General features: G+C 74.0%; 18 protein-coding genes and 1 pseudogene. 16 read left to right on the forward strand and 3 right to left on the reverse strand.

Annotation, left to right across the window (positions count from 1 at the left end; translation table 11 throughout):
• Positions 1–194 precede the first annotated feature (194 nt).
• Positions 195–1427 (forward strand): uroporphyrinogen-III synthase, encoded by a 1233-nt coding sequence (locus tag AB0761_RS23550; RefSeq protein ID WP_377271107.1) that lies wholly within the window; start codon positions 195–197, stop codon positions 1425–1427.
• Positions 1428–1516: 89 nt separating this feature from the next.
• On the opposite strand, the gene AB0761_RS23555 is transcribed toward AB0761_RS23550, so the two are convergent.
• Positions 1517–2095, reverse strand: coding sequence for a CGNR zinc finger domain-containing protein (locus tag AB0761_RS23555; protein ID WP_377271108.1), 579 nt, complete (start codon positions 2093–2095; stop codon positions 1517–1519).
• Between the two features lie 281 nt (positions 2096–2376).
• Between AB0761_RS23555 and AB0761_RS23560 the strand changes: the two genes are divergently transcribed.
• The gene (locus AB0761_RS23560) at positions 2377–4686 is read left to right on the forward strand and encodes a HelD family protein (RefSeq protein WP_377271109.1); all 2310 of its coding nucleotides are present in this window, start codon (positions 2377–2379) and stop codon (positions 4684–4686) included.
• Between the two features lie 374 nt (positions 4687–5060).
• On the opposite strand, the gene AB0761_RS23565 is transcribed toward AB0761_RS23560, so the two are convergent.
• Positions 5061–5264 (reverse strand): cold-shock protein, encoded by a 204-nt coding sequence (locus AB0761_RS23565; protein WP_377271110.1) that lies wholly within the window; start codon positions 5262–5264, stop codon positions 5061–5063.
• A 179-nt stretch (positions 5265–5443) separates the two neighbouring features.
• Between AB0761_RS23565 and AB0761_RS23570 the strand changes: the two genes are divergently transcribed.
• The 13 genes and pseudogenes from AB0761_RS23570 to AB0761_RS23630 all read left to right on the forward strand — a co-directional run bounded on the left by AB0761_RS23570 (position 5444) and on the right by AB0761_RS23630 (position 18822).
• A complete protein-coding gene (locus AB0761_RS23570) occupies positions 5444–6922 on the forward strand; it encodes an NAD-dependent malic enzyme (protein ID WP_377271111.1) in 1479 nt (492 codons plus the stop codon).
• 417 nt (positions 6923–7339) lie between these two features.
• Positions 7340–7620, forward strand: a pseudogene (locus tag AB0761_RS23575) (HU family DNA-binding protein).
• 183 nt (positions 7621–7803) lie between these two features.
• A complete protein-coding gene (locus AB0761_RS23580; protein ID WP_377271113.1) occupies positions 7804–8547 on the forward strand; it encodes a GntR family transcriptional regulator in 744 nt (247 codons plus the stop codon).
• A gap of 136 nt (positions 8548–8683) precedes the next feature.
• Positions 8684–9757, forward strand: a complete 1074-nt coding sequence (locus AB0761_RS23585) for a sugar ABC transporter substrate-binding protein (RefSeq protein ID WP_377271114.1) — start codon at positions 8684–8686, stop codon at positions 9755–9757.
• Complete coding sequence (locus AB0761_RS23590) at positions 9754–10806, forward strand: ABC transporter permease (RefSeq protein ID WP_377271116.1); 1053 nt, start codon at positions 9754–9756, stop codon at positions 10804–10806. The genes AB0761_RS23585 and AB0761_RS23590 overlap by 4 nt, the downstream gene beginning before the upstream one ends.
• On the forward strand, positions 10803–11591 hold the full coding sequence (locus tag AB0761_RS23595; protein WP_377271118.1) for an ATP-binding cassette domain-containing protein: 789 nt from the start codon (positions 10803–10805) through the stop codon (positions 11589–11591). The genes AB0761_RS23590 and AB0761_RS23595 overlap by 4 nt, the downstream gene beginning before the upstream one ends.
• A 79-nt stretch (positions 11592–11670) precedes the next feature.
• Positions 11671–12717 (forward strand): Gfo/Idh/MocA family oxidoreductase, encoded by a 1047-nt coding sequence (locus AB0761_RS23600; protein WP_377271120.1) that lies wholly within the window; start codon positions 11671–11673, stop codon positions 12715–12717.
• A 204-nt stretch (positions 12718–12921) separates the two neighbouring features.
• Positions 12922–13815 carry a TIM barrel protein gene (locus AB0761_RS23605; protein WP_377271122.1) on the forward strand — a complete coding sequence of 298 codons (894 nt, stop codon included), beginning with the start codon at positions 12922–12924 and terminating at the stop codon, positions 13813–13815.
• Positions 13812–14873 carry a 5-dehydro-2-deoxygluconokinase gene (gene iolC, locus AB0761_RS23610; RefSeq protein ID WP_377271124.1) on the forward strand — a complete coding sequence of 354 codons (1062 nt, stop codon included), beginning with the start codon at positions 13812–13814 and terminating at the stop codon, positions 14871–14873. The genes AB0761_RS23605 and iolC overlap by 4 nt, the downstream gene beginning before the upstream one ends.
• A complete protein-coding gene (locus AB0761_RS23615) occupies positions 14870–15775 on the forward strand; it encodes a deoxyribose-phosphate aldolase (protein WP_377271126.1) in 906 nt (301 codons plus the stop codon). The genes iolC and AB0761_RS23615 overlap by 4 nt, the downstream gene beginning before the upstream one ends.
• 97 nt (positions 15776–15872) lie before the next feature.
• Positions 15873–16742 (forward strand): 5-deoxy-glucuronate isomerase, encoded by an 870-nt coding sequence (gene iolB / locus AB0761_RS23620; RefSeq protein ID WP_377271127.1) that lies wholly within the window; start codon positions 15873–15875, stop codon positions 16740–16742.
• Positions 16739–18613, forward strand: coding sequence for a 3D-(3,5/4)-trihydroxycyclohexane-1,2-dione acylhydrolase (decyclizing) (gene iolD / locus AB0761_RS23625; protein WP_377271129.1), 1875 nt, complete (start codon positions 16739–16741; stop codon positions 18611–18613). Before iolB ends, iolD begins: the two co-directional genes overlap by 4 nt.
• Positions 18614–18651: 38 nt before the next feature.
• Positions 18652–18822 carry a hypothetical protein gene (locus tag AB0761_RS23630; protein WP_377271130.1) on the forward strand — a complete coding sequence of 57 codons (171 nt, stop codon included), beginning with the start codon at positions 18652–18654 and terminating at the stop codon, positions 18820–18822.
• Between the two features lie 58 nt (positions 18823–18880).
• On the opposite strand, the gene AB0761_RS23635 is transcribed toward AB0761_RS23630, so the two are convergent.
• Entirely contained in the window at positions 18881–19615 is a 735-nt protein-coding gene (locus AB0761_RS23635; RefSeq protein ID WP_377271132.1) for a hypothetical protein, read from the reverse strand.
• 74 nt (positions 19616–19689) lie between these two features.
• Between AB0761_RS23635 and AB0761_RS23640 the strand changes: the two genes are divergently transcribed.
• Entirely contained in the window at positions 19690–21150 is a 1461-nt protein-coding gene (locus tag AB0761_RS23640; RefSeq protein WP_377271133.1) for an ATP-binding protein, read from the forward strand.
• Positions 21151–21184: the final 34 nt, after the last annotated feature.

Consider the following 21184-nt stretch of genomic DNA (forward strand, 5'->3'; position numbering starts at 1 on the left):
ACCCACCCGGCCCGTACGGTGTGCAGCTCGCGCCGTACGGGCCCCCACCTGCGCCTCCCGTGAAACACCGGTGAAACCACGGCGACCCGTCCGCGACACCGCAGCGGGGGACGATGTGCGCAGGCCCACTGTCGGAAGACCGCCGTTCCTGAGGCTCACGACCGCCGGGGACCTGGATCGATGGGAAAGACCCCATGCCTGGTCGCACGCCGCCGCCGTACTGTCCCGAGGACGGGGACACGGCTGTCCCGCCGCTTGCGGGATTCACGGTCGGTGTCACCGCCGCCCGCCGGGCGGACGAGCTCGCCGCCCTCCTCCGGCGGCGCGGGGCCGCCGTGCTGCGCGCCCCCGCCCTGCAGATCGTGCCGCTGCCCGACGACACCCGGCTGCTCGCCGCCACCCGGGCGCTGGTCGACGCCCCGCCGGAGATCGTGGTCGCCACCACCGGCATCGGCTTCCGCGGCTGGATCGAGGCGGCCGAGGGCTGGGGCATCGGCGACGACCTGCTGGAATGCCTGGCCAAGGCCAGGCTGCTGGCGCGCGGCCCCAAGGCCAGGGGCGCCATCCGGGCCGCCGGGCTGCGCGACGAGTGGTCCCCGCAGTCCGAGTCCTCGGTGGAGGTGCTGGCCCGGCTGTTGGAGGAGGGCGTGGACGGCCGCCGGATCGCCGTCCAGCTGCACGGAGCTCCGCTGCCGGACTTCGCCGAGTCGCTGCGGGCGGCCGGAGCCGAGGTGGTCGCCGTGCCCGTCTACCGCTGGGAGCCGCCGGCCGACCAGGCGCCGCTGGACCGGCTGCTGGACGCCTGCTGCGGCGGGGCGCTGGACGCCCTCACCTTCACCAGCGCGCCCGCGGCCATCGGGCTGCTGGACCGGGCCCGGGAGCGTCATCTCACCGGTGAGCTGCTGCACGCGCTGCGCCGCGACGTCCTGACCGTCTGTGTGGGCCCGGTCACCGCCGCGCCGCTGGACGCGCTGGACATCCCCTCCGTACGGCCGGAGCGGATGCGGCTCGGTGCCATGGTGCAGACGCTGGCCGCCCGACTGCCCGAGCGCGCCCGCCGCTTCTCCGCCGCCGGGCACCGGCTGGAGCTGCGCGGCCAGGCGGCCCTGGTCGACGATGTGCTGCGGCCCGTCCCCCCGGCCGGAATGGCACTGCTGAGGGCTCTGGCACGGCGGCCGGGGTGGGTGGTGCCCCGCGCCGAGCTGCTGCGGGCCCTGCCGGGCGCCGGCGGCGACGAGCACGCGGTGGAGACCGCTGTCGCCCGGCTGCGGGCGGCCCTGGGGGTGCCCCGCATCGTGGCCACCGTCGTCAAACGCGGCTACCGTCTGGCCATCGACCCGGTCGCCGACCCGGGTGACCCCGGTGACCCGGGGGAACCGCGCAAGCCCGGCGGCGGCAAGTACGCGGAGCCCGTCGGTACGGTCTGACCCCCGGCCGCAACCGGTCGGCCGCAACCGGTCGGCGCTGCCGGTCCGGGCCGGGTCCGCCGGGGCGGCCATCGGCGACGAGGCCGCGGTCAGCCGCCCGCCGCCAGCACCCGGCGCCGGTGACGGGCGACCCGCTCCCGGTTGCCGCAGGCCGCCCCGGAGCACCAGCGGCGCCGACGGCCGCGGGAGGTGTCCATGTACACCCGGTCGCACCCCTCCCGCTCGCACCGTCGCAGCCGCGCCACCGCAGCCGGATCCGCCAGCAGCTCGGCGGCGTCCCGGGCGACCGCGGAGAGCAGCTCGGCGCAGCAGGGCGGCCCCGCGAGCCGCCGTACCAGCCCGCCCTGCGGGCCGAGCGCCAGCCGGGGGGCGGGGGTGGGCGCCAGGCAGAGGCCGTTGAGCGACTCCAGGTCGCCGGGGTCGGTGCGGCCGGACAGCGCCGCCTGCACCAGCCGCCCCAGCAGCGAGCGCAGCGTCCCGAACCGCTCCACCCAGCAGGCGTCGAGGGCGGCGGGCAGATCACCGGGCGGCACCAGCCCGGCCCCCACCAGCCACTGGCCGAGCCGGGCGCCGCTGTCCAGCCGGTCGAGGGGGTCGGGCGCGGTGGCGAGCAGGTCGAGGCAGGTCCGCCCGGTGTCGAACCGCAGCTCGTACGAAGGCGCCGCCATGGCTCATCGAGTCCTTCCCGCGCATCCATGGGTCCCTGCTCTCCAGCCTGCCTGACCGGAGCTGGACAGGGCCAGCGCAGGACCGGCCTCCCGGCGGCCCGGTCGGTCCGCAGTCCTGCTGCCGGGCCTGGCGCCCCGCCGCGACCGCAAAAGGCGTACGATCTTCTGTCCGCCGTTTCCGCAGCAGTGGACGAACCGGAGGAATCCGGGTGTCCCGCGATTCGTTGGAAACCCGGCACGGAACCATCGGCCAGAACGCAGTACGTACGACAGGGGGCTCCTTGGGCGCGCACGGCACAGCCCGGCACACCACCACCACGGCGCACGCCGCGGACCCGCACGAGACCGTCCGCGACCGTGAGATCGCGGAGGAGCAGCAGCACCTCGACGTGGTCTACCGGAGACTGGGGGAGAAGCTCGCCGAGGCCGAGTACATCCTGGAGGACGCCGCCAAGCGGGCCTCCGTGGGCACCCCGGGCGCGCTCGCCGAGCGCGACGCCCAGGTGTTCCGCGCGGGCGCGCACCTGCACCGGCTCAACAGCGAGTTCGAGGACTTCCTCTTCGGCCGGATCGACCTCCAGCAGGCCGACCGCCCGGAGGAGCACGGCATCCCCTCCCAGACACCGCTCGACCCCTCCGACCCGACCATCGCAGAGACGCTGCACATCGGCCGCATCGGCGTGCTGGACGCGGAGTACGGACCGCTGGTGATCGACTGGCGGGCGCCCGCCGCGGCGCCGTTCTACCGCGCCACCCCGGTCGAGCCGGGGCGCGTGGTGCGCCGCCGGGTGATCCGCTCCAAGGGGCGCCGGGTGCTGGGCGTCGAGGACGACCTGCTCCGCCCCGATCTGCCGACCGACCTCGCCGTGGTCGGCGACGGGGCGCTGATGGCCGCGCTCGGCCGCGCCCGGTCGCACACCATGCGGGACATCGTCTCCTCCATCCAGAAGGAGCAGGACGAGGTCATCAGGGCCCCCGCCGCAGGCGCCACGCTGGTCACCGGAGGCCCCGGTACCGGCAAGACCGCCGTCGCCCTGCACCGCGCCGCCTATCTGCTCTACCAGGACCGCCGCCGCTACGCGGGCGGCATCCTGGTGGTCAGCCCCACCCCGCTGCTGGTCGCCTACACCGAAGGCGTGCTGCCGTCGCTGGGTGAGGAGGGGCAGGTCGCGATCCGTGCTGTGGGCTCCCTGGTCGACGGCGTGGAGGCGGACACCTACGACACCCCCGAGGTGGCCAGGATCAAGGGCTCCTCCAGGATGGTGCAGGTGCTGCGCCGGGCGGCCCGAGCCGCCCTGGACAGCCCCGCCGCCCCCGGTGAGCTGCGGATCGCCGCCGCCGGCGAGGTGCTGCGGCTGGACGTCGAGCGGCTGCGGGAGCTGCGCCGCACCGTCCTCGGCGGCACCACCCCGATCAACCTGCTGCGCCCGCGCGCCCGCCGGCTGCTGCTGGACGCCCTCTGGTCGGAGGCCGTACGGCACCGCCCGCGGCCCGTCGACCGGGCGGAGCGGGAACGGCGCCAGGAGGAGCGGGAGTCCTTCGACGAGTACGTCACCGATCTCGACGCCTTCCAGGACTTCCTGGCGGCCTGGTGGCCCGTGCTCACCCCGCAGCGGGTGCTGGCCGTACTGCGCAACGGCCGTGCGCTGGGCCGGGCCGCCCGCCGGGTGCTCAGCCCGGAGGAGGTCCGTCTGCTGGCCGCCTCCTGGCGGCGGCTGGCCGACGACGGCCGGGGGCCGCTGTCCACCCACGATGTGGCGCTGGTGGACGAGCTGACGCTGCTGCTGGGCGAGCCGGCCCGGCCGCGGATCCGCGAGGTCGACCCCACCGACCAGCTCACCGGCCTGGACGAGGTCACCACCTACGCCGACCGGATGGGCCGGGACCGCAGCCGCCGGGAGGGCCCGGTGGAGCGGACCGAGTACGCCCATGTGATCGTCGACGAGGCCCAGGACCTCACCCCGATGCAGTGGCGGATGATCGGCCGCAGGGCCCGCCAGGCGACCTGGACCATCGTCGGCGACCCCGCCCAGTCGTCCTGGCCGAGCCCGGCCGAGGCCCAGGAGGCGATGGACGAGGTGCTGGGCGGCAAGCCCCGTCGCCGGCACACCCTCACCACCAACTACCGCAACCCCGCGGAGATCGCCGAGGTCGCCGCCCGGGTGCTGGCGCTGGCCGCCCCGGGCACCCCCTCCCCGGAGGCGGTCCGCTCCACCGGTGTCGCCCCGCGGTTCGCGGCGGCGCCGGAGGCGGACGGCTACTTCGCGGCGGCGGCCCGCTCCGAGGTGGAGCGGCTGCTCGCGGAGGTGGACGGCACGGTCGCGGTGGTGGTGCCGATGGAGCGGCGCACCGAGGCCGCCGGCTGGATCGCCGGTCTGGGCGACCGTGCGGTGGCGCTGGGCAGCCTGGAGGCCAAGGGGCTGGAGTACGACGCCACGGTGGTGGCCGACCCCACCGGTATCGCCGGTGAGTCGGAGGCGGGCCTGCGGGTGCTCTATGTGGCGCTCACCCGCGCCACCCAGCGGCTCACCGTGCTCTGCGGACCCGACGACCTCCCGGACAGCGACGGAGTGCCCGCACTGCTGCGCTGAGTGCTGACCGGCGGCCCGTACGGATCCAGGCATCCGTGCGGCGCCGCCGAAAGCGCTCAGGAAGCCGCCGGGGTACGCCGGGGGCTTCGAGCGCTCCGTGGGGCCCGGGTACGCCGTGGGATCGGGGTACGCCGAGGGATCCGAGTGCTCCTCGGGGAAGAGACAAGGCCGGGTCCCTCCCGAGGGGAGGGACCCGGCCTTTCAGGTCTGCGACACCGACCCGCCATGCTCGCCTCGCGGCAAGTGGTCGCTCGAAGCGACTAAGGTTGGGCCCGGGGGCTTGGATCGAGCCGGTGTCGTACCCAGACTAACCCATGGGTCCCGCAGACCATTCCCGTCGCGCGAGATTTCCTGCGCAACCCCCGTTCAGCGCACTACAGCGGCCGGACGTTCTCCGCCTGGGGGCCCTTCTGGCCCTGGGTGACGTCGAACTCGACCCGCTGCTCCTCGGCGAGTTCCCGGAACCCGCCGCCGGTGATCGCGCTGAAGTGGACGAAGACGTCCGGTCCACCGCCGTCCTGGGCGATGAAGCCGTAGCCCTTCTCCGCGTTGAACCACTTGACCTTGCCCTGCGCCATGTCGCTTCCCTGCCTTGCTGCGCTCAGCTGTGGCCGCCGCTGCGGCGGCCCCACAGTTGAGCTTAGGCGCCTGCGTACTCAATGGCCGTTATTTACGGCTACCCGCCAGTAGGTGGCAGCATCGGATGCCTGTACAGCACAGCCAGTGCGAAGCAAGTGAGCAGGGAAGAAGGACGTCAATGGCGACGGTGCCAAGTGTGTCGAACTCGATCACGGTCCGGCTGGAGGTCCCCGCCAGGGGCAACGCCGTGAGCATGATCACCACCGCTGTGGAGTCCTCCGGCGGATCCGTCACCGGTCTCGACGTCACCGCCTCCGGCCATGAGCGGCTGCGCATCGATGTCACCGTCGCCGCCTCCTCGGTGTCGCACGGCGAGGAGATCGTCGAGAAGCTGCGGGCCATCGACGGTGTGGCGATCGGCAAGGTCTCCGACCGCACCTTCCTGATGCACCTCGGCGGCAAGATCGAGATGTCGGCCAAGCACCCCATCCGCAACCGCGACGACCTCTCGATGATCTACACCCCCGGTGTGGCCCGGGTCTGCACGGCCATCGCCGAGAACCCCGAGGACGCCCGCCGGCTGACCATCAAGCGCAACACCGTGGCCGTGGTCACCGACGGCTCCGCGGTGCTGGGGCTGGGCAACATCGGCCCCAAGGCGGCCCTGCCGGTGATGGAGGGCAAGGCCGCCCTCTTCAAGCGGTTCGCGGGCATCGACGCCTGGCCGCTCTGCCTGGACACCCAGGACACCGACCAGATCGTCGAGATCGTCAAGGCGATCGCCCCCGGCTTCGCCGGGATCAATCTGGAGGACATCTCCGCCCCGCGCTGCTTCGAGATCGAGGCACGGCTGCGCGAGGCCCTGGACATCCCGGTCTTTCACGACGACCAGCACGGCACCGCCATCGTGGTGCTGGCCGCGCTCACCAATGCGCTGCGGGTCGTGGGCAAGGAGATCGACCGGGTCCGCGTGGTGATGTCCGGGGCGGGCGCCGCGGGCACCGCCATCCTCAAGCTGCTGCTCGCGGCGGGCGTGCGGCACGCCGTCGTGGCGGACGTCCACGGCGTGGTCCACCCGTCCCGTGCCGACCTGGCCGACGCGCCCGAGGACAGCGCGCTGCGCTGGATCGCCGAGCACACCAACCCCGAGGGCATCACCGGCACCCTCAAGGAGGCGGTGCGCGGCGCGGACGTCTTCATCGGCGTCTCGGCCCCCAATGTGCTGGACGGCGAGGACGTGGCCGCGATGGCCGACGACGCGGTGGTCTTCGCGCTGGCCAACCCCGACCCGGAGGTCGACCCGGCGGTGGCCCGGCAGACCGCCGCGGTGGTCGCCACCGGCCGCAGCGACTTCCCCAACCAGATCAACAATGTGCTGGTCTTCCCCGGTGTCTTCCGCGGCCTGCTGGACGCCCAGAGCCGCAATGTCAACACCGAGATGATGCTGGCCGCCGCCCGGGCGCTGGCCGCCACCGTCCAGGACGACCAGCTGAACGCCAACTACATCATCCCCAGCGTCTTCCACCCCGATGTGGCCAAGACCGTGGCCGCAGCGGTGCGGGAGGCCGCACAGGCCACCGGCAGCGCTCCGGCGCACACCCCGGCAGGGACGATCGGCATCACCGAGGGCGCCGACGGGGTCCCGCCGGTGCTCTGAGCGGCCCGTGCCGGCCCTCGGAGGCCATGCAGCCCTTGCGACACAAGGGCAGGGGCTTGTTTGGGGTTGTCGGTGCCAGGGCGTACGGTAGCCCTGCACCGGTGCGGCGTACCAGACAAGTACGGGAACATCCGACAACGTACGGAACGTCCGCCTTGGTGCCCGGTGAGAGTCGGCCGTGTACGGACGGCGAGTCACCGCCCGGGCGGAGAGGCGCTGTTCGTGTGACTCTCCCGGGTGCTGGATTGGCTTTCTCGGTGCTGGTGGGGGCAGGATTCGTTCCCGGGCAGGCGGTAGACGCGGCTTGGGACAGCGGAGCCGGACCCCTGCCCGCCGCAACGTGCGAAACGGTGACCGGGTCGGGAGCACCTCCCGGGCCCTTGGGAACCGCGACGCGATCAGACCACAGGAGTACACATGAACCGCAGTGAGCTGGTGGCCGCGCTCTCCGAGCGCGCCGAGGTGACGCGCAAGGACGCGGACGCCGTCCTGGCCGCCTTCGCCGAGGTCGTTGGCGACATCGTCGCCAAGGGCGACGAGAAGGTCACCATCCCCGGCTTCCTGACCTTCGAGCGCACCCACCGGGCGGCGCGCACCGCCCGCAACCCGCAGACCGGCGACCCGATCCAGATCCCGGCCGGCTACAGCGTAAGGTCTCCGCCGGCTCCAAGCTGAAGGCCTCCGCCTCCGGCAAGTGACCCGGCCGGGCCCGCGCCCTGCCGTATGCACCACCCCGAGGGCCGGGGTGGGCGCTCCTCCCGGAGCCGCCCACCCCGGCCCTCGGCTTTCCCCCGATGCGGGGTCATGTTCGTCAGGACATCAGGAGCAACTGCCCCATCGGGTGATAATGGCCCCCCATCCCTGCGGACGCGGAGCCCTGGATGTCCTCCCTCGCCGAGCTGATCAGCATCGACCGGACCAGCCCCGTGCCGCTGTACTTCCAGGTGGCCGCGCGGCTGGAGCAGCTGATCGCCACCGGTGACCTGCTCCCCGGCACCCGGCTGGAGAACGAGATCGCCCTCGCCGGCGACCTGGGCCTGTCCCGTCCGACGATGCGGCAGGCGATCCAGCACCTGGTGGACAAGGGGCTGCTGGTGCGCAAGCGCGGAGTGGGCACCCAGGTGGTGCACAGCAGGGTGCGCCGTCAGGTGGAGCTCACCAGCCTCCATGACGACCTGGTGCGCGCCGGCCGCCACCCCCGCACCGAGGTGCTCTCGCTGCGGCGCGGACCCGCGCCCGAGCCGGCCGCCGCGGCGCTCAGGCTCAGGCCCGGCGCCGAGGTGCTCATCGTGGAGCGGCTGCGCCTCGCGGACGACGAGCCGCTGGCGCTGATGCGCAACCATCTTCCGGTCGGCCTCTGCGACCTCACGGTGGAGCGCCTCACCGGCCGCGGCCTCTACGAGGTGCTGCGGTCCTCCGGCATCCAGCTGAGCGTGGCCGAGCAGTCCGTCGGCGCCCGCCGGGCGACCGCCGCCGAGGCGGGCAGGCTGGGCGAGGCGCGGGGTGCCCCGCTGCTCACCATGTGCCGTACCGCGTACGACCGGGAGGGCAGGCCGGTCGAGTACGGCAGCCATGTCTACCGGCCGTCGCTGTACTCGTTCGAGCTGACCCTGCTCGCCCGTTGAGCGTATGCGCAGCATTGACGTCAATATGTCTTGACATGCCCGACAGGTGACGACATGGTGGTGCCACGTCGCGCGCGCCCCCTCCCCGCGGCCCGCCCCATCAGGTGGCCGCACCCCACCCGTCGGAGGCAGTGCCATGCCCCTCTGCGAGCCCGCTGCGCCCTCAACTCCGCCCACCACGCCCGCTCGTGACCGCAAGCGCACCAGAATCCGCACCGTTTCGGCAAGGGCGCTGCTGGCCGCCGCCGGTCTGCTGCTCGCCGCCGGGTGCAGCGGCCCCGCCGCCGACCACGGCGGTGCGGCAACGGCCGCGAGCTCCCCGGCCGGCGCCCCCGCCGAAGCCTCCACCGGATCCCTGCACATCGCCGTGATCAGCCACGGTGGCCCCGGCGATGCCTTCTGGAACGTGGTCAAGAACGGTGCCCTGGCAGCCGGGAGGCAACTCGGCGTCCAGGTCGACTACACCTCCGACCCCGACCCGGCGGGCCAGGCCAGGCTGATCGACAACGCGGTGGCCCAGCACGTCGGCGGTCTGGTGGTCTCGATGGCCAACCCCGACGCCCTGCAGACCGCCGTCAAGGCGGCCGTCGCCGCCGGCATCCCGGTGGTGACCATCAACTCCGGTTCGGCGCAGAGCGCTTCCTTCGGTGCGATCGGCCATGTCGGCCAGGAGGAGTCGGTGGCCGGCCAGGGCGCCGGCGCCAGGCTCAAGCAGCAGGGCCGGCACAAGATCCTCTGCGTCATCCACGAGGCCGGCAACATCGGGCTCAACCAGCGCTGCGACGGCGCCCGCAAGGGCTTCGGCGGACAGGTCGTCAACCTCCAGGTCGACGCCGCCAACCCCACCGATGTGGTCTCCCGGATCCGCGGCGCCCTCCAGGCCGACACCGCCGTCGACGGGGTGCTCACCCTCAACGCCCAGATCGCCGCGGACGCCGTCGACGCAGTCAAGGCCGTCGGCTCCAAGGCCGAGGTCGCCACCTTCGATCTCAACCCCGATGTGCTGAACGCCATCAAGGCCGGCACCGTCTCCTTCGCGGTGGACCAGCAGCAGTACCAGCAGGGCTATCTGCCCGTGGTGATGCTCAAGCTCTACCACGACAACGGCAACACCCTCGGCGGCGGCGCCCCCGTGCTGACCGGCCCCGGCTTTGTGGACACGTCCAATGTCGCCCAGGTCGCCCAGTATGCAGCCCGGGGCACCCGATGACCGCTGCCGCCGCCCCGCCCGTCGGCGAGCAGGACCGGCGGGCGGTCCGCGGCGCACTGCTCGACCGGCTGGTGGTCCGCCCCGAACTGGGCGCACTGCTCGGCGCCGTGCTGGTCTTCGCCTTCTTCTCGGTGGCCACCGGCCAGTTCCTCAGCCCGCTGGGCGCCGCCACCTGGCTGGACGACTCCGCGACCCTCGGCATCGTCGCCGTCGCCGTGGCACTGCTGATGATCGGCGGTGAGTTCGACCTCTCCGCCGGGGTGATGACCGCGTCCACCGCCCTGGTCACCGCACTGCTCTCGGTCCGCCTCGGCTGGAACGTCTGGCCCGCGCTGCTGGTCTCGCTGCTCTTTGCGATCGCCGTGGGCGCACTCAACGGATGGCTGGTGATGCGCACCGGGCTGCCCAGCTTCATCGTCACTCTGGGCTCCTTTCTCGCCCTCCAGGGACTCAACCTGGGAGTCACCCGGGCCGTCACCGGATCGGTGCAGGTCAGCGGGATGCGCGGCGCCGACGGCTATGCCTCCGCCGGCTACCTCTTCGCCTCCACCGTGGACATCGGCTCCACCGCCTTCCAGATCTCCATCCTCTGGTGGGCCGCCGTCGCCGCCACGGCGTCGGTGGTGCTGCTGCGCACCCGCTTCGGCAACTGGGTCCTCGCGGTCGGCGGTTCGGCGCTGAGCGCCCGCCAGGTCGGGGTGCCGGTGGGCCGCACCAAGACCCTGCTCTTTGTGACCACATCGGCCGCCGCCTGGCTGGTGGGCAGCATCAACATCCTCAGATTCACCACCGTGCAGGCCAACCAGGGAGTGGGTCTGGAGTTCCAGTACATCATCGCGGCGGTGATCGGCGGCTGCCTGATGACCGGCGGCTTCGGTTCCGCGGTCGGCGCTGCCATCGGGGCGCTGATCTTCGGCATGGCCCGGCAGGGCATCGTCTTCGCCCGCTGGAACAGCGACTGGTTCATGCTCTTCCTGGGCGTGATGCTGCTCGCCGCGGTCCTGGTCAACAATGGCTTCCGGCGGCGCGCGGAGAGGGTACGGCGATGAATGCACCTGTGCTGGAGGCCCGCTCCCTGGGCATGTCGTACGGCAGTGTGACCGCGCTGCGCGACGTCTCCGTCCCGGTCAACGCGGGCCAGGTCACCTGTGTGCTCGGCGACAACGGCGCCGGCAAGTCCACCCTGATCAAGATCCTGGCCGGCGCCCACCGGCACACCGAGGGCCGGCTGCTGCTGGACGGCGCACCGGTACGGTTCACCTCGCCCCGTGACGCCCTGGACCGGGGCATCTCCACGGTCTTCCAGGACCTGGCCCTGGTCCCGCTGATGAGCGTCTGGCGGAACTTCTTCCTCGGCCGCGAACCCCGCCGCGGCCCCTTCCGGATGCTGGACCGCCGCACCGCACGGGAGGAAGCCCGCAGCGCGCTCGCCGGGATGGGCATCGACCTGCGCGACGTGGAGCAGCCGGTCGGCACCCTCTCCGGCGGGGAGCGGCAGTGCGTCGCCATCGCCCGCGCCGTCCACTTCGGCGCCAGGGTGCTGATCCTGGACGAGCCCACCGCCGCACTGGGCGTCAGACAGGCCGCCATGGTGCTGCGCCATGTCGCCCAGGCCCGCGACCGCGGTCTCGGCGTCGTACTGATCACCCACAACCCGCACCACGCCCATCCCGTGGGGGACCGCTTCCTGCTGCTCAAACGCGGCCGCAGCCTGGGCTGCTTCGACAAGCAGGACATCACCCCGGCCGAACTCACCCGGCAGATGGCGGGCGGCGCCGAACTGGAGGCCCTGGAGCACGAACTGCGCGCCGCCCCCGCCGCGGACGGCGACTGACCCGCGGTCCCCGCCTCCCACGCTTCGCCCCTCCCGCCGACTACACCTGAGGGAGCGTCCCTCGACGAAAGGCATCACCATGCGCGTCGGTCTCCTGGGAACGGGCCGGATCGGCTCCTTCCACGCCCGAACCCTCGCCCAGCACGCCGCCGTCAGCCACCTGCTGGTCGCCGACGCCGACCCCGGGCGGGCCCGGCAGACCGCCGCCCGGCTCGCCGCGGCCCCCGCTGCCGTCACCGCTCTGCCGGGCGTCGACGACGTCCTCGCCGCGGACCTGGACGCACTGGTCATCGCCACCGCCACCGACGCCCACGCCGCGCTGATCGCCAGCGCCGCCCGGGCCGGGCTGCCCACGTACTGCGAGAAGCCGATCGCGCTGGACGTCCCCGGCACCCTGGAGGCGCTGCGCGAGGTGCAGCGGCACGGCACCGCCCTGCAACTGGGCTTCCAGCGCCGCTTCGACCGCGGCTACGCGGCCGCCAGGGAGGCGCTGCACTCCGGCCGGCTGGGCTTCGTCCACACCATCCGGGCCATCACCGCCGACCCGGCCCCGCCGCCGGCCGACTATGTGCCCACCTCCGGCGGCCTCTACCGGGACTGCCTGGTCCATGACTTCGACATCGTCCGCTGGGTCACCGGACGCGAGGTGGTCCGGGTGTACGCCGACGGGTCCAACCGCGGTGCCCCGTTCTTCGCCGAGGCCGGCGATGTGGACACCGCCGCCGCCCTGCTCACCCTGGACGACGGCACCCTGGTCGGCTGCCACGCCACCCGCTACCACGGCGCCGGCTACGACGTCCGGATGGAGCTGGCCGGCAGCCTGGACCAGCTGGTGGTCGGCCTGGACGCCCGCACCCCGATGACCTCCGCGGAACCCGGCGGCCCCGGCGCACCCTCCGACCCCTGGCCCGACTTCCTCACCCGCTTCCATGACGCCTATGTCGCCGAGCTCGGGGTCTTCCTGGACGTCGCCCGCGGACTGCGGCCCAGCCCCTGCACCGGTGCCGACGCGCTGGAGGCGCTGCTGGTGGCCGAGGCGTGCGAGCGCTCCCGGCGCCTCGGCGCCCCCGTCTCCCTCGACTCGGTACGCCCCGCCGTGCTGCCCGCCGGGGAACCCGCCCGATGACCCGGCCCGGCCCCCGGCCCACCGGGAGCGTGCGGCAGGCCGCCGACGACACCCCGCCCTCCGGCAGGGGGCTCGGATGACCCGCCGTGCGCTCCCGCACCGTGCGGGGCCGCCCGATCAGCACCTCCTCCGACCCGACTCCGTCTCGGTCTCCGTCTCGGTCTCCGTCTCCGACTCCGTCTCCGTCTGCGAAGGGCGATCCCGATGACCACCGCTTCCGCGCCGCCACTGCTGAGCAGAGTCGCCGGTGCGCCGATCTCCTGGGGTGTCTGCGAGGTCCCCGGGTGGGGCCACCAGCTGCCCGCCGGACGGGTGCTCGCCGAGATGCGGCAACTGGGCCTCACGGCGACCGAGTTCGGCCCCGACGGATTTCTGCCCGAGCGGCCCGCCGCCCGGGCGGTGGAACTCGCCGCCCATGGGCTGGCCGCCGTCGGCGGCTTTGTGCCCGTCGTCCTGCACCGGCCCGACCACGACCCCATGCCCGCTGTCCGCACCGCCCTGTACGCCCTCACCGCCTGCGGCGCCCGGACGCTGGTGCTGGCCGCCGCCACCGGCCTGGACGGCTACGACACCAGACCCGAACCCGGCGCCGACGGCTGGCAGCTGCTGCTGGGCCGTCTCGACGCCATCGCCGACCTGGCCGCCGAGTTCGGCATCGTCGCAGCCCTGCACCCGCACATCGGCACCCTGGTGGAGCGGGCCGACGAGGTGCAGCGGGTGCTGGACGGCAGCGCCGCCCCGCTCTGCCTGGACACCGGCCATCTGCTGGTGGGCGGCACCGACCCGGTGGAACTCGCCCGCCGGGCCCCCGACCGGATCGCCCACGTCCACCTCAAGGACGTCGACGACACAGTCGCCCGCGAGGTGCGCGAAGGGCGCATCGGCTACGCCCGCGCCGTCGCCGCCGGGCTGTACCGGCCGCTCGGCCGGGGCGACGTGGACATCGCTGCCCTGGTCCGCACCCTGGAGGGACACGGGTACCGCGGCTGGTACGTGATGGAGCAGGACACCGTCCTCAGCGACGAGCCCGACCCCGGCGCGGGCCCGCTGCGCGACGTCGCCGACTCCCTGGACTTCCTCCGCACGGTGGCCGTATGACCGGCCACGGCGGCAACCCCGCACCGGGCCACGACCTGATCACCCTCGGCCGGGTCGGCGTCGACCTCTACCCGCAGCAGACCGGGGTGCCGCTGGCGGAGGTCCGCACCTTCGCCAAGTCCCTGGGCGGCACGGCCACCAACGTCGCCGTCGCCGCCGCCCGGCACGGTCTGCACACCGCGGTGGTCACCGGTGTCGGCGACGACCCCTGGGCGCCGTACGTCCGCTCCGCGCTGCGTGCCTTCGGCGTCGACGGGGGCGTGGTCACCGTCCACGGACAGCAGACCCCGGTGGTGTTCTGCGAGATCCACCCGCCCGACGACTTCCCGATCCTCTTCTACCGCCGCCCCGTCGCCCCCGACCAGTGCCTCACCGCCGAGGCCCTCGACCTGCCCGCCCTCGCCCGCGCCCGGATGGTGTGGATCACCGGCGGCGGCCTCGCCGTGGAGCCGACCCGCTCCACCACGCTGCTCGCCGCCGCCCAGGCCGGACCCGCCGCCGAGGTCGTCCTCGACCTGGACTGGCGGCCCTCCTTCTGGGCCGAGCCGCACACCGCGGCGCACTGGTACGCCCAGGCGCTGCGCACCGCCACCGTGGCCGTCGGCAACCGGGACGAGACCGAGGTGGCCGTCGGCACCCGCGACCCCGACCGCGCCGCCGATCTGCTGCTGGAGCGCGGGGTGCGGCTGGCCGTGGTCAAGCAGGGACCGGACGGGGTGCTGGCCCGCACCGCCCATGAGGAGGTCCGGGTGGCGTCGCTGCCCGTACGGGTGGTCAACGGGCTCGGCGCAGGCGACGCCTTCGGCGGGGCGCTGGCCGCCGGGCTGCTGGCCGGCCGGCCGCTGCGCGAGGTGATCGAGACCGCCAACGCCGCGGGCGCCCTGGTGGCCGGGCGGCTCGCCTGCGCCGACGACATGCCGGAGCCGAGGGAGATCCGCGCGCTGATGGCCCGCGCCTACCGCCACCGCCCGGGCGACCCGCCGCTGGCCGTCCCCCCGGCCCCGCCGCGGGGTCCCGTCCACACCCGCACCGGGTCCGCGCGGGAGGCGATGGCATGACCCCCGGCCCCGGCACCCCCACCCGGCCCGTCCTCGATCTCGCCCGCCTCACCGAGCTGCGCGCCGCGGACCCCGGAGCCGTACGCCAGGCGGCGCTGCGCCGTCCCCGCTTCGCCCGCGCCCGCCTCGCCGGACCGCTCTTCGTCCTGGCCGCGGACCACCCGGCGCGCGGTGCGATGGCGGCAGGCGGCAGCCGTACCGCCATGGGCGACCGCCATGAGCTGCTGGCCCGCTGCGTGGAGGCGCTCGGCCGTCCCGGTGTGGACGGTTTCCTCGGCACCGCCGACCTGGTCGAGGACCTCACCCTGCTGGGGGCGCTGGACGGCCGGCTGGTGCTCGGCTCCATGAACCGGGGCGGACTGCCCGGCGCCGCCTTTGAACTCGACGACCGGTTCACCGGTTACGACCCCGTGGGCATTGCCGCCGCCGGACTCGACGGAGGCAAGCTGCTGCTGCGGATAGACCCGCGGGACCCCGGCACCGCGACCACCCTGGAGGGCGCCGCCCGCGCCCTCGACGGCCTCAGCGAACGCGGCCTGATGGCCCTGGTCGAGCCCTTCTCCTCGCGCCGTGAGGACGGCAGGACCCGCAATCTGCTCACCGCCGACGAGCAGATGTGGGCCAACAACATCGCCCAGGGGCTCGGCCGCACCACCGCCCACACCTGGCTGAAGGTCCCGGTGGTCGACGAGATGGAGCGCATGATGTCCTCCACCACCCTGCCCACCCTGCTGCTCGGGGGAGACGGCAGCGGGGACCGCGACGCCATGTACCGCTCCTGGCAGCGGGCGCTGCGCATCCCGCAGATCCGCGGCCTGGTCCTCGGCCGCAGTGTGCTCTACCCGCCGGACGGGGATGTGTCGGCCGCCGTCGACACCGCCGTCTCCCTGCTCGACCGCTGAACCACCCCGAACCAGTCCGGCGCCCCCGCCCATCAACCCCCGTCAGCCCACGCCGACAGAGGCCCGCCCGCCCGTCCGCCCCGAGGAGAGCCAGTCCGTGAAGCTGCACCTGCCCGACGGCACCGCCGCCCGCGACGGCTACCGCTGCTGGATCGACCCGTCCACCGCCGGCTGGGCCCGCTCCTCGCTGCGCATCCTGGACCTCGCCCCCGGCGGCGCCCGCACCCTGGACACCGGCGACAGCGAATGGATCCTGCTGCCGCTCTCCGGCGCCGCCGCGGTGGAGTGCGACGGCGAACTGCTGGAGCTGGAGGGACGCCCCGATGTCTTCACCGGGGTCAGCGACTTCGCCTATCTGCCCCGCGACGCCCGCGCCACCGTCACCTCACCCGCCGGCGGCCGCTTCGCCCTGGCCGGTGCCCGCTGCGAACGCAGACTGCCCTTCCGCCACGGCCCCGCCGCCGGTGTGCCGGTGGAGATCCGCGGCGCCGGGCGGGCCGCCCGTCAGGTCAACAACTTCTGCGCCGCGGAGGTCTTCGAGGCCGACCGGCTGATCGCGGTGGAGGTGCTCACCCCCGCCGGAAACTGGTCCTCCTTCCCACCGCACAAGCACGACCGCCACCGGCCGGGCCTGGAGTCGCAGCTGGAGGAGATCTACTGGTTCACCGTGGACCGGGGCGGCCCGGCGTACCACCGGGTCCGCCCCTCCGGCCCCCACTCCCGCGCCGACGTACTGGCCGAGGTCCGCACCGGCGACGCCGTCCTCGTCCCGGACGGCTGGCACGGCCCGACCATGGCCGTCCCGGGCTACCACCTCTACTACCTCAACGTCATGGCCGGGCCCGACCCCGAGCGCACCTGGCTGATCTGCGACGACCCCGACCATGCGTGGGTCCGCGACACCTGGGCGGACGAACCCGCCGACCCCCGACTCCCGTTCCCCGACCGGAAGGACCGGCAGCGATGACCCGACGCACCGTCCGGCTGACCACCGCGCAGGCCCTGGTGCGCTTCCTGGCCGCCCAGTACACCGAGCGGGACGGCGAGCGCCGCCGTCTGATCACCGCCACCTGGGGCATCCTGGGCCACGGCAATGTCGCCGGGCTCGGCCAGGCGCTGCTGGAGTCCGCCGCCGAGATGCCCTACCTCCAGGGCCGCAACGAGCAGGCCATGGTGCATGCCGCCGTCGGCTACGCCCGGCAGTCCGACCGGCTCTCCACCCACGCCGTCACCACCTCCATCGGCCCCGGCGCCACCAATCTGGTCACCGGTGCCGCCCTGGCCACCGTCAACCGGCTGCCCGTGCTGCTGCTCCCCGGCGACGTCTTCGCGACCCGCCCCGCCGACCCCGTCCTCCAGCAGCTGGAGACACCCTGGGCCGGCGACCTCAGCGTCAATGACACGCTGCGCCCGGTCTCCCGCTGGTTCGACCGGATCTGGCGTCCGGAGATGCTGATCCAGTCCGCGCTCCAGGCCGTGCGGGTGCTCACCGACCCGGTCGACACCGGCGCGGTCACCCTCGCCCTGCCGCAGGACGTCCAGGCGGAGGCGTACGACTGGCCCGCGGACTTCCTCGCCGACCGCGTCTGGCGGGTACGCCGTCCGCAGCCCGACCCGGTCGACCTGGCCGCCGCGGCCGACGCCGTGCGCGCCGCCCGCCGCCCGCTGATCGTGGCCGGCGGGGGAGTGCACCACAGCGCCGCCGAGCAGGCCCTGCGCGAGCTGGTGGACGCCACCGGCATCCCGGTGGCCGAGACCCAGGCGGGCAAGGGTTCGCTGCCGTGGGACCATCCCGCGGCGCTCGGTGCCGTCGGCCACACCGGCACCACCGCGGCCAACCGCGCCGCGGCCCGCGCCGACCTCGTCCTCGGCGTCGGCACCCGCTGGACCGACTTCACCACCGCCTCGGCCACCCTCTTCGCCGAACCGGACGTCCGCTTCGCCAATCTCAACATCGCCCCCGCCGACGCCTGCAAGCTGGCGGGGCTTCCCGTGGTCGCCGACGCCCGCGCCGCCCTCACCGCGCTCACGGCCGCCCTGCACGGCCACCGCGCCGCCTCGGCCGGGGAGCATGCGCAGGACCTCGCCGCCTGGCACCGCGCCGTCGACGCGGCCACGGCCGCCCCCGACCCGGCCGCCCGGCCCACCCAGGCCCAGCTCATCGGCGTACTCCAGGAGGTGCTGCACCCCCGTGACGTGCTGGTCAACGCGGCCGGTTCGCTCCCCGGCGACCTGCACAAGCTCTGGCGTTCCCGCGACCGTCGCCAGTACCACCTGGAGTACGGCTACTCCTGCATGGGCTATGAGATCCCGGCGGCCATCGGGGTGCGGCTGGCCGCCCCCGACCGGGAGGTCTTCGCGCTGGTCGGCGACGGCACCTATCTGATGCTGCCGACCGAGCTGGTCACCGCGGTCCAGGAGGGGGTCAAGATCATCCCGGTGCTGGTGCAGAACCACGGCTACGCCTCCATCGGCGGACTGTCCGAGTCGGTCGGCGGAGAGCGCTACGGCACCGCCTACCGCTTCCGGGCCGCCGACGGCGGCTACACCGGCGCCCCGCTCCCCGTGGACCTCGCCGCCAACATGGCCAGCCTCGGCCTGGACGTACTGCGCGCCGACACCGTCGCCGGGCTGCGCGACGCACTGCGCGCCGCCCGCGCCGCCGTCCGCCCCACCGCGGTCCATGTCGAGACCGCCCCGCCGGACCCTGCCGCGGAGGCCCTCGCCCCGCACGCCTGGTGGGATGTCGCAGTCGCCGAGACCGCCACCCGCCCGGCGGCGGTCGACGCCCGAAAGCAGTACGAGACCCGCAAGCAGGCCCAGCGCCACCATCTGTGACCGGATGTATCCTCAACGTCACCGAACGAGGAGGAGATGTGACATACCGGGCATCGGATGTCGACGAAGCGGCAGCGGCCGCGGCGCAGACGGCTCGTGAGGAGGACCGGACGGAGCGCGGCAGATATGCGCCCCTGCTCGACTGGCTCACCGACGGCGGCCTGCCCGCCCTCACCCTCGGGGTGGTGCCGCCCGGCCCCGCCGACTGACACCGCCCGGCCCGGCCGACTGACTCCCGTCCGGCCCTGCTCGCCGACTCCGTCCGGGTCACTCCCGGGGGGTGCCGCCCAGCCAGTCCTCCATGCGTCGGCGGGCCGTCGTCCACCGTGCGTCGTGCCGCGCCTGCCGGGAGGCGGCGCGCCGCCGCTTGCGCGGTGAACGGTACAGGCGGCGGGCCCACGGCGAGTCCGTCCGGGCCAGCCGTACCGCGCCCACCAGGGCGATGACCGGCACCAGCACTCCGACCACCCCCATCCGGTACTTCCCCTTGGCGATCGCCGCGACCACCAGCAGAAAGTTGACCAGCACGGTGACGACCAGCTCCGCCCGGTCGACCCGCTCCGCCCGGCCGACCTCGTTCACCCCGAACGGCACCGCGCCCAGCAGCACCACCCCCACCGCGGCGGCGGTGAGCACCACCATCTCCACCGAGCGGCGTCCCTCCTGGGTCCAGTAGACGTCGTGCAGATGCAGCACCAGCGCGAACTCGTCCATCACCAGCCCGGTGCCGACCCCGAAGATCACCCCTGCCGCGGTCTTCCCCGCGCCCTGCCCGGGAGACGCCACCGCGGCGAAGCCGCCCACGGTGGCCAGCAGGATCCCGGGCACCACATGGTGGATGTGCACTCCGCCCGAGCTGATGTTGCGGAAGGGTCCCCGTCCGGCCCGGATCGTCCGGGTGACGGTACGGGTCACCAGGAAGGTCAGCACAAAGGCCAGCAGGCACGCCAGCAGCGGCAGCTTGCCCGGCTCGGAGATGTTCCGGTACCACCACTGACCCATACGGTGCCGACCCCCGGCTCCACTGAGTGACAGCTCGAATGCTGTCCGTATCCACCGAGTCTAGGATCGGGACCATGGACCTCGCCCAGCTCCGCAAGCCCCCGGAGATCTTCGACCGGGAGGCCGAGTGGGCGGAGCTGGCGGCCTTCGTCTGCAACGACCGGCCCGGCGCCACCCTGGGCGTCGTCGCGGGCCCGCCCCGGCAGGGCAAGAGCGCCCTGCTGGAGGCGCTGACCGCCGAGTGCGGGGGGTTCTACTTCGCCGCCCAGGAGGGTGCCGAGTCCGAGTCGCTGCGCCGACTGGCCGACGACCTCGCCCGCCACACCGGCAGCACCGAGCCCCCGCGCCTGACCCGCTGGGGCGAGGCGCTCGACGCCCTGTTCGCGCTGGGGGAGCGGCAGCCCCTCCCGGTGGTGCTCGACGGCTTCCCGCATCTGGTCCGCCAGTGCCCGGCGCTGCCGTCCGTGCTGCTCAATGCCTACGGACGACCGCACCAGCCGCGGGAGCGCAGCCGGACCCGGCTGCTGCTCTGCGGCAGCGCCCGCTCGGTGATGGGCAGGGTCTTCGGCTCCACCTCGCCGCTGCACGGGGTCGCCGGGCTCAGCCTCACCGTCCATCCGCTGGACTTCCGGCAGGCCGCCCGGCTGTGGGGTGTCACCGACCCCGGGCTTGCCGTGGAACTGCACGCCGTCCTCGGCGGCTCGGCCGCCTACCGCCACGACTACGTCTGCGACGACACCCCGTCGGCGCCCGACGACCTCGACGCCTGGATCTGCCGGACCGTCCTCAACCCCCGGATGCCGCTCTTCCACGAGGCCACCCACCTGCTCGAGGAGGAGCCCGGCCTGCCCGACCGGGCCGTCTGCCACTCCACCCTCGCCGCCGTGGCCTCCGGCGCCGCCACCCGGGGTGAGATCGCCGAGCGGCTCGGCCTGCGGCTGGAGGACGTCACCCACGCGCTGGCCCAGCTCCAGGACTGCGGGTTGCTGACCTGCGAACCCAACGCCTTCCACCCGCGCAGGGAGCGGCTGCGCATCACCGAGCCGCTGCTCGCCTTCGAGCATGCGGTGCTGCGGCCCCACCGCTCCCAGCTGGAGCGGCAGCCGCCCGCCGAGGTCTGGCCGCAGCTGCGGCCGGTCTTCGACGCGGCCGTCGTGGGCCCGCACTTCGCCCGGCTCTGCCGTGACTGGGCCCTCGGCTATGCGAGCACGTCGACCTTCCCCGGCATCGCGACCTCGGCCCTGCCGGGCGCGGTCGCCGACCTCGCCGTGGACGTCGCCGTCCGCGGCGAGGCCGGTGGCCGGCCCGCCGCCCTGCTCTCGGTGGGCACCGCCCGCTGGGCGGAGCCGCTGGACCTCCCCGACCTCGAAGGGCTGCACCGGGTGCTGGAGATCCTGACGGCCCGCGGTGAGGACACCTCCCGCACCCTGCCCGCCTGCTACGGGGCGGCCGGATTCAGCCCCGGGCTGCGCACCGCCGCGTCACGCGGCGAGGTGCTGCTGGTCGATCTCGACCGGCTGTACCACGGCAGTTGACGACCCTTCAGGCAAAGGCCGCCGACGGCTCGTC

Origin of the sequence: Peterkaempfera podocarpi (genome assembly GCF_042466665.1) — a bacterium.
GTDB classification, from domain to species: Bacteria; Actinomycetota; Actinomycetes; order Streptomycetales; family Streptomycetaceae; genus Peterkaempfera; species Peterkaempfera podocarpi.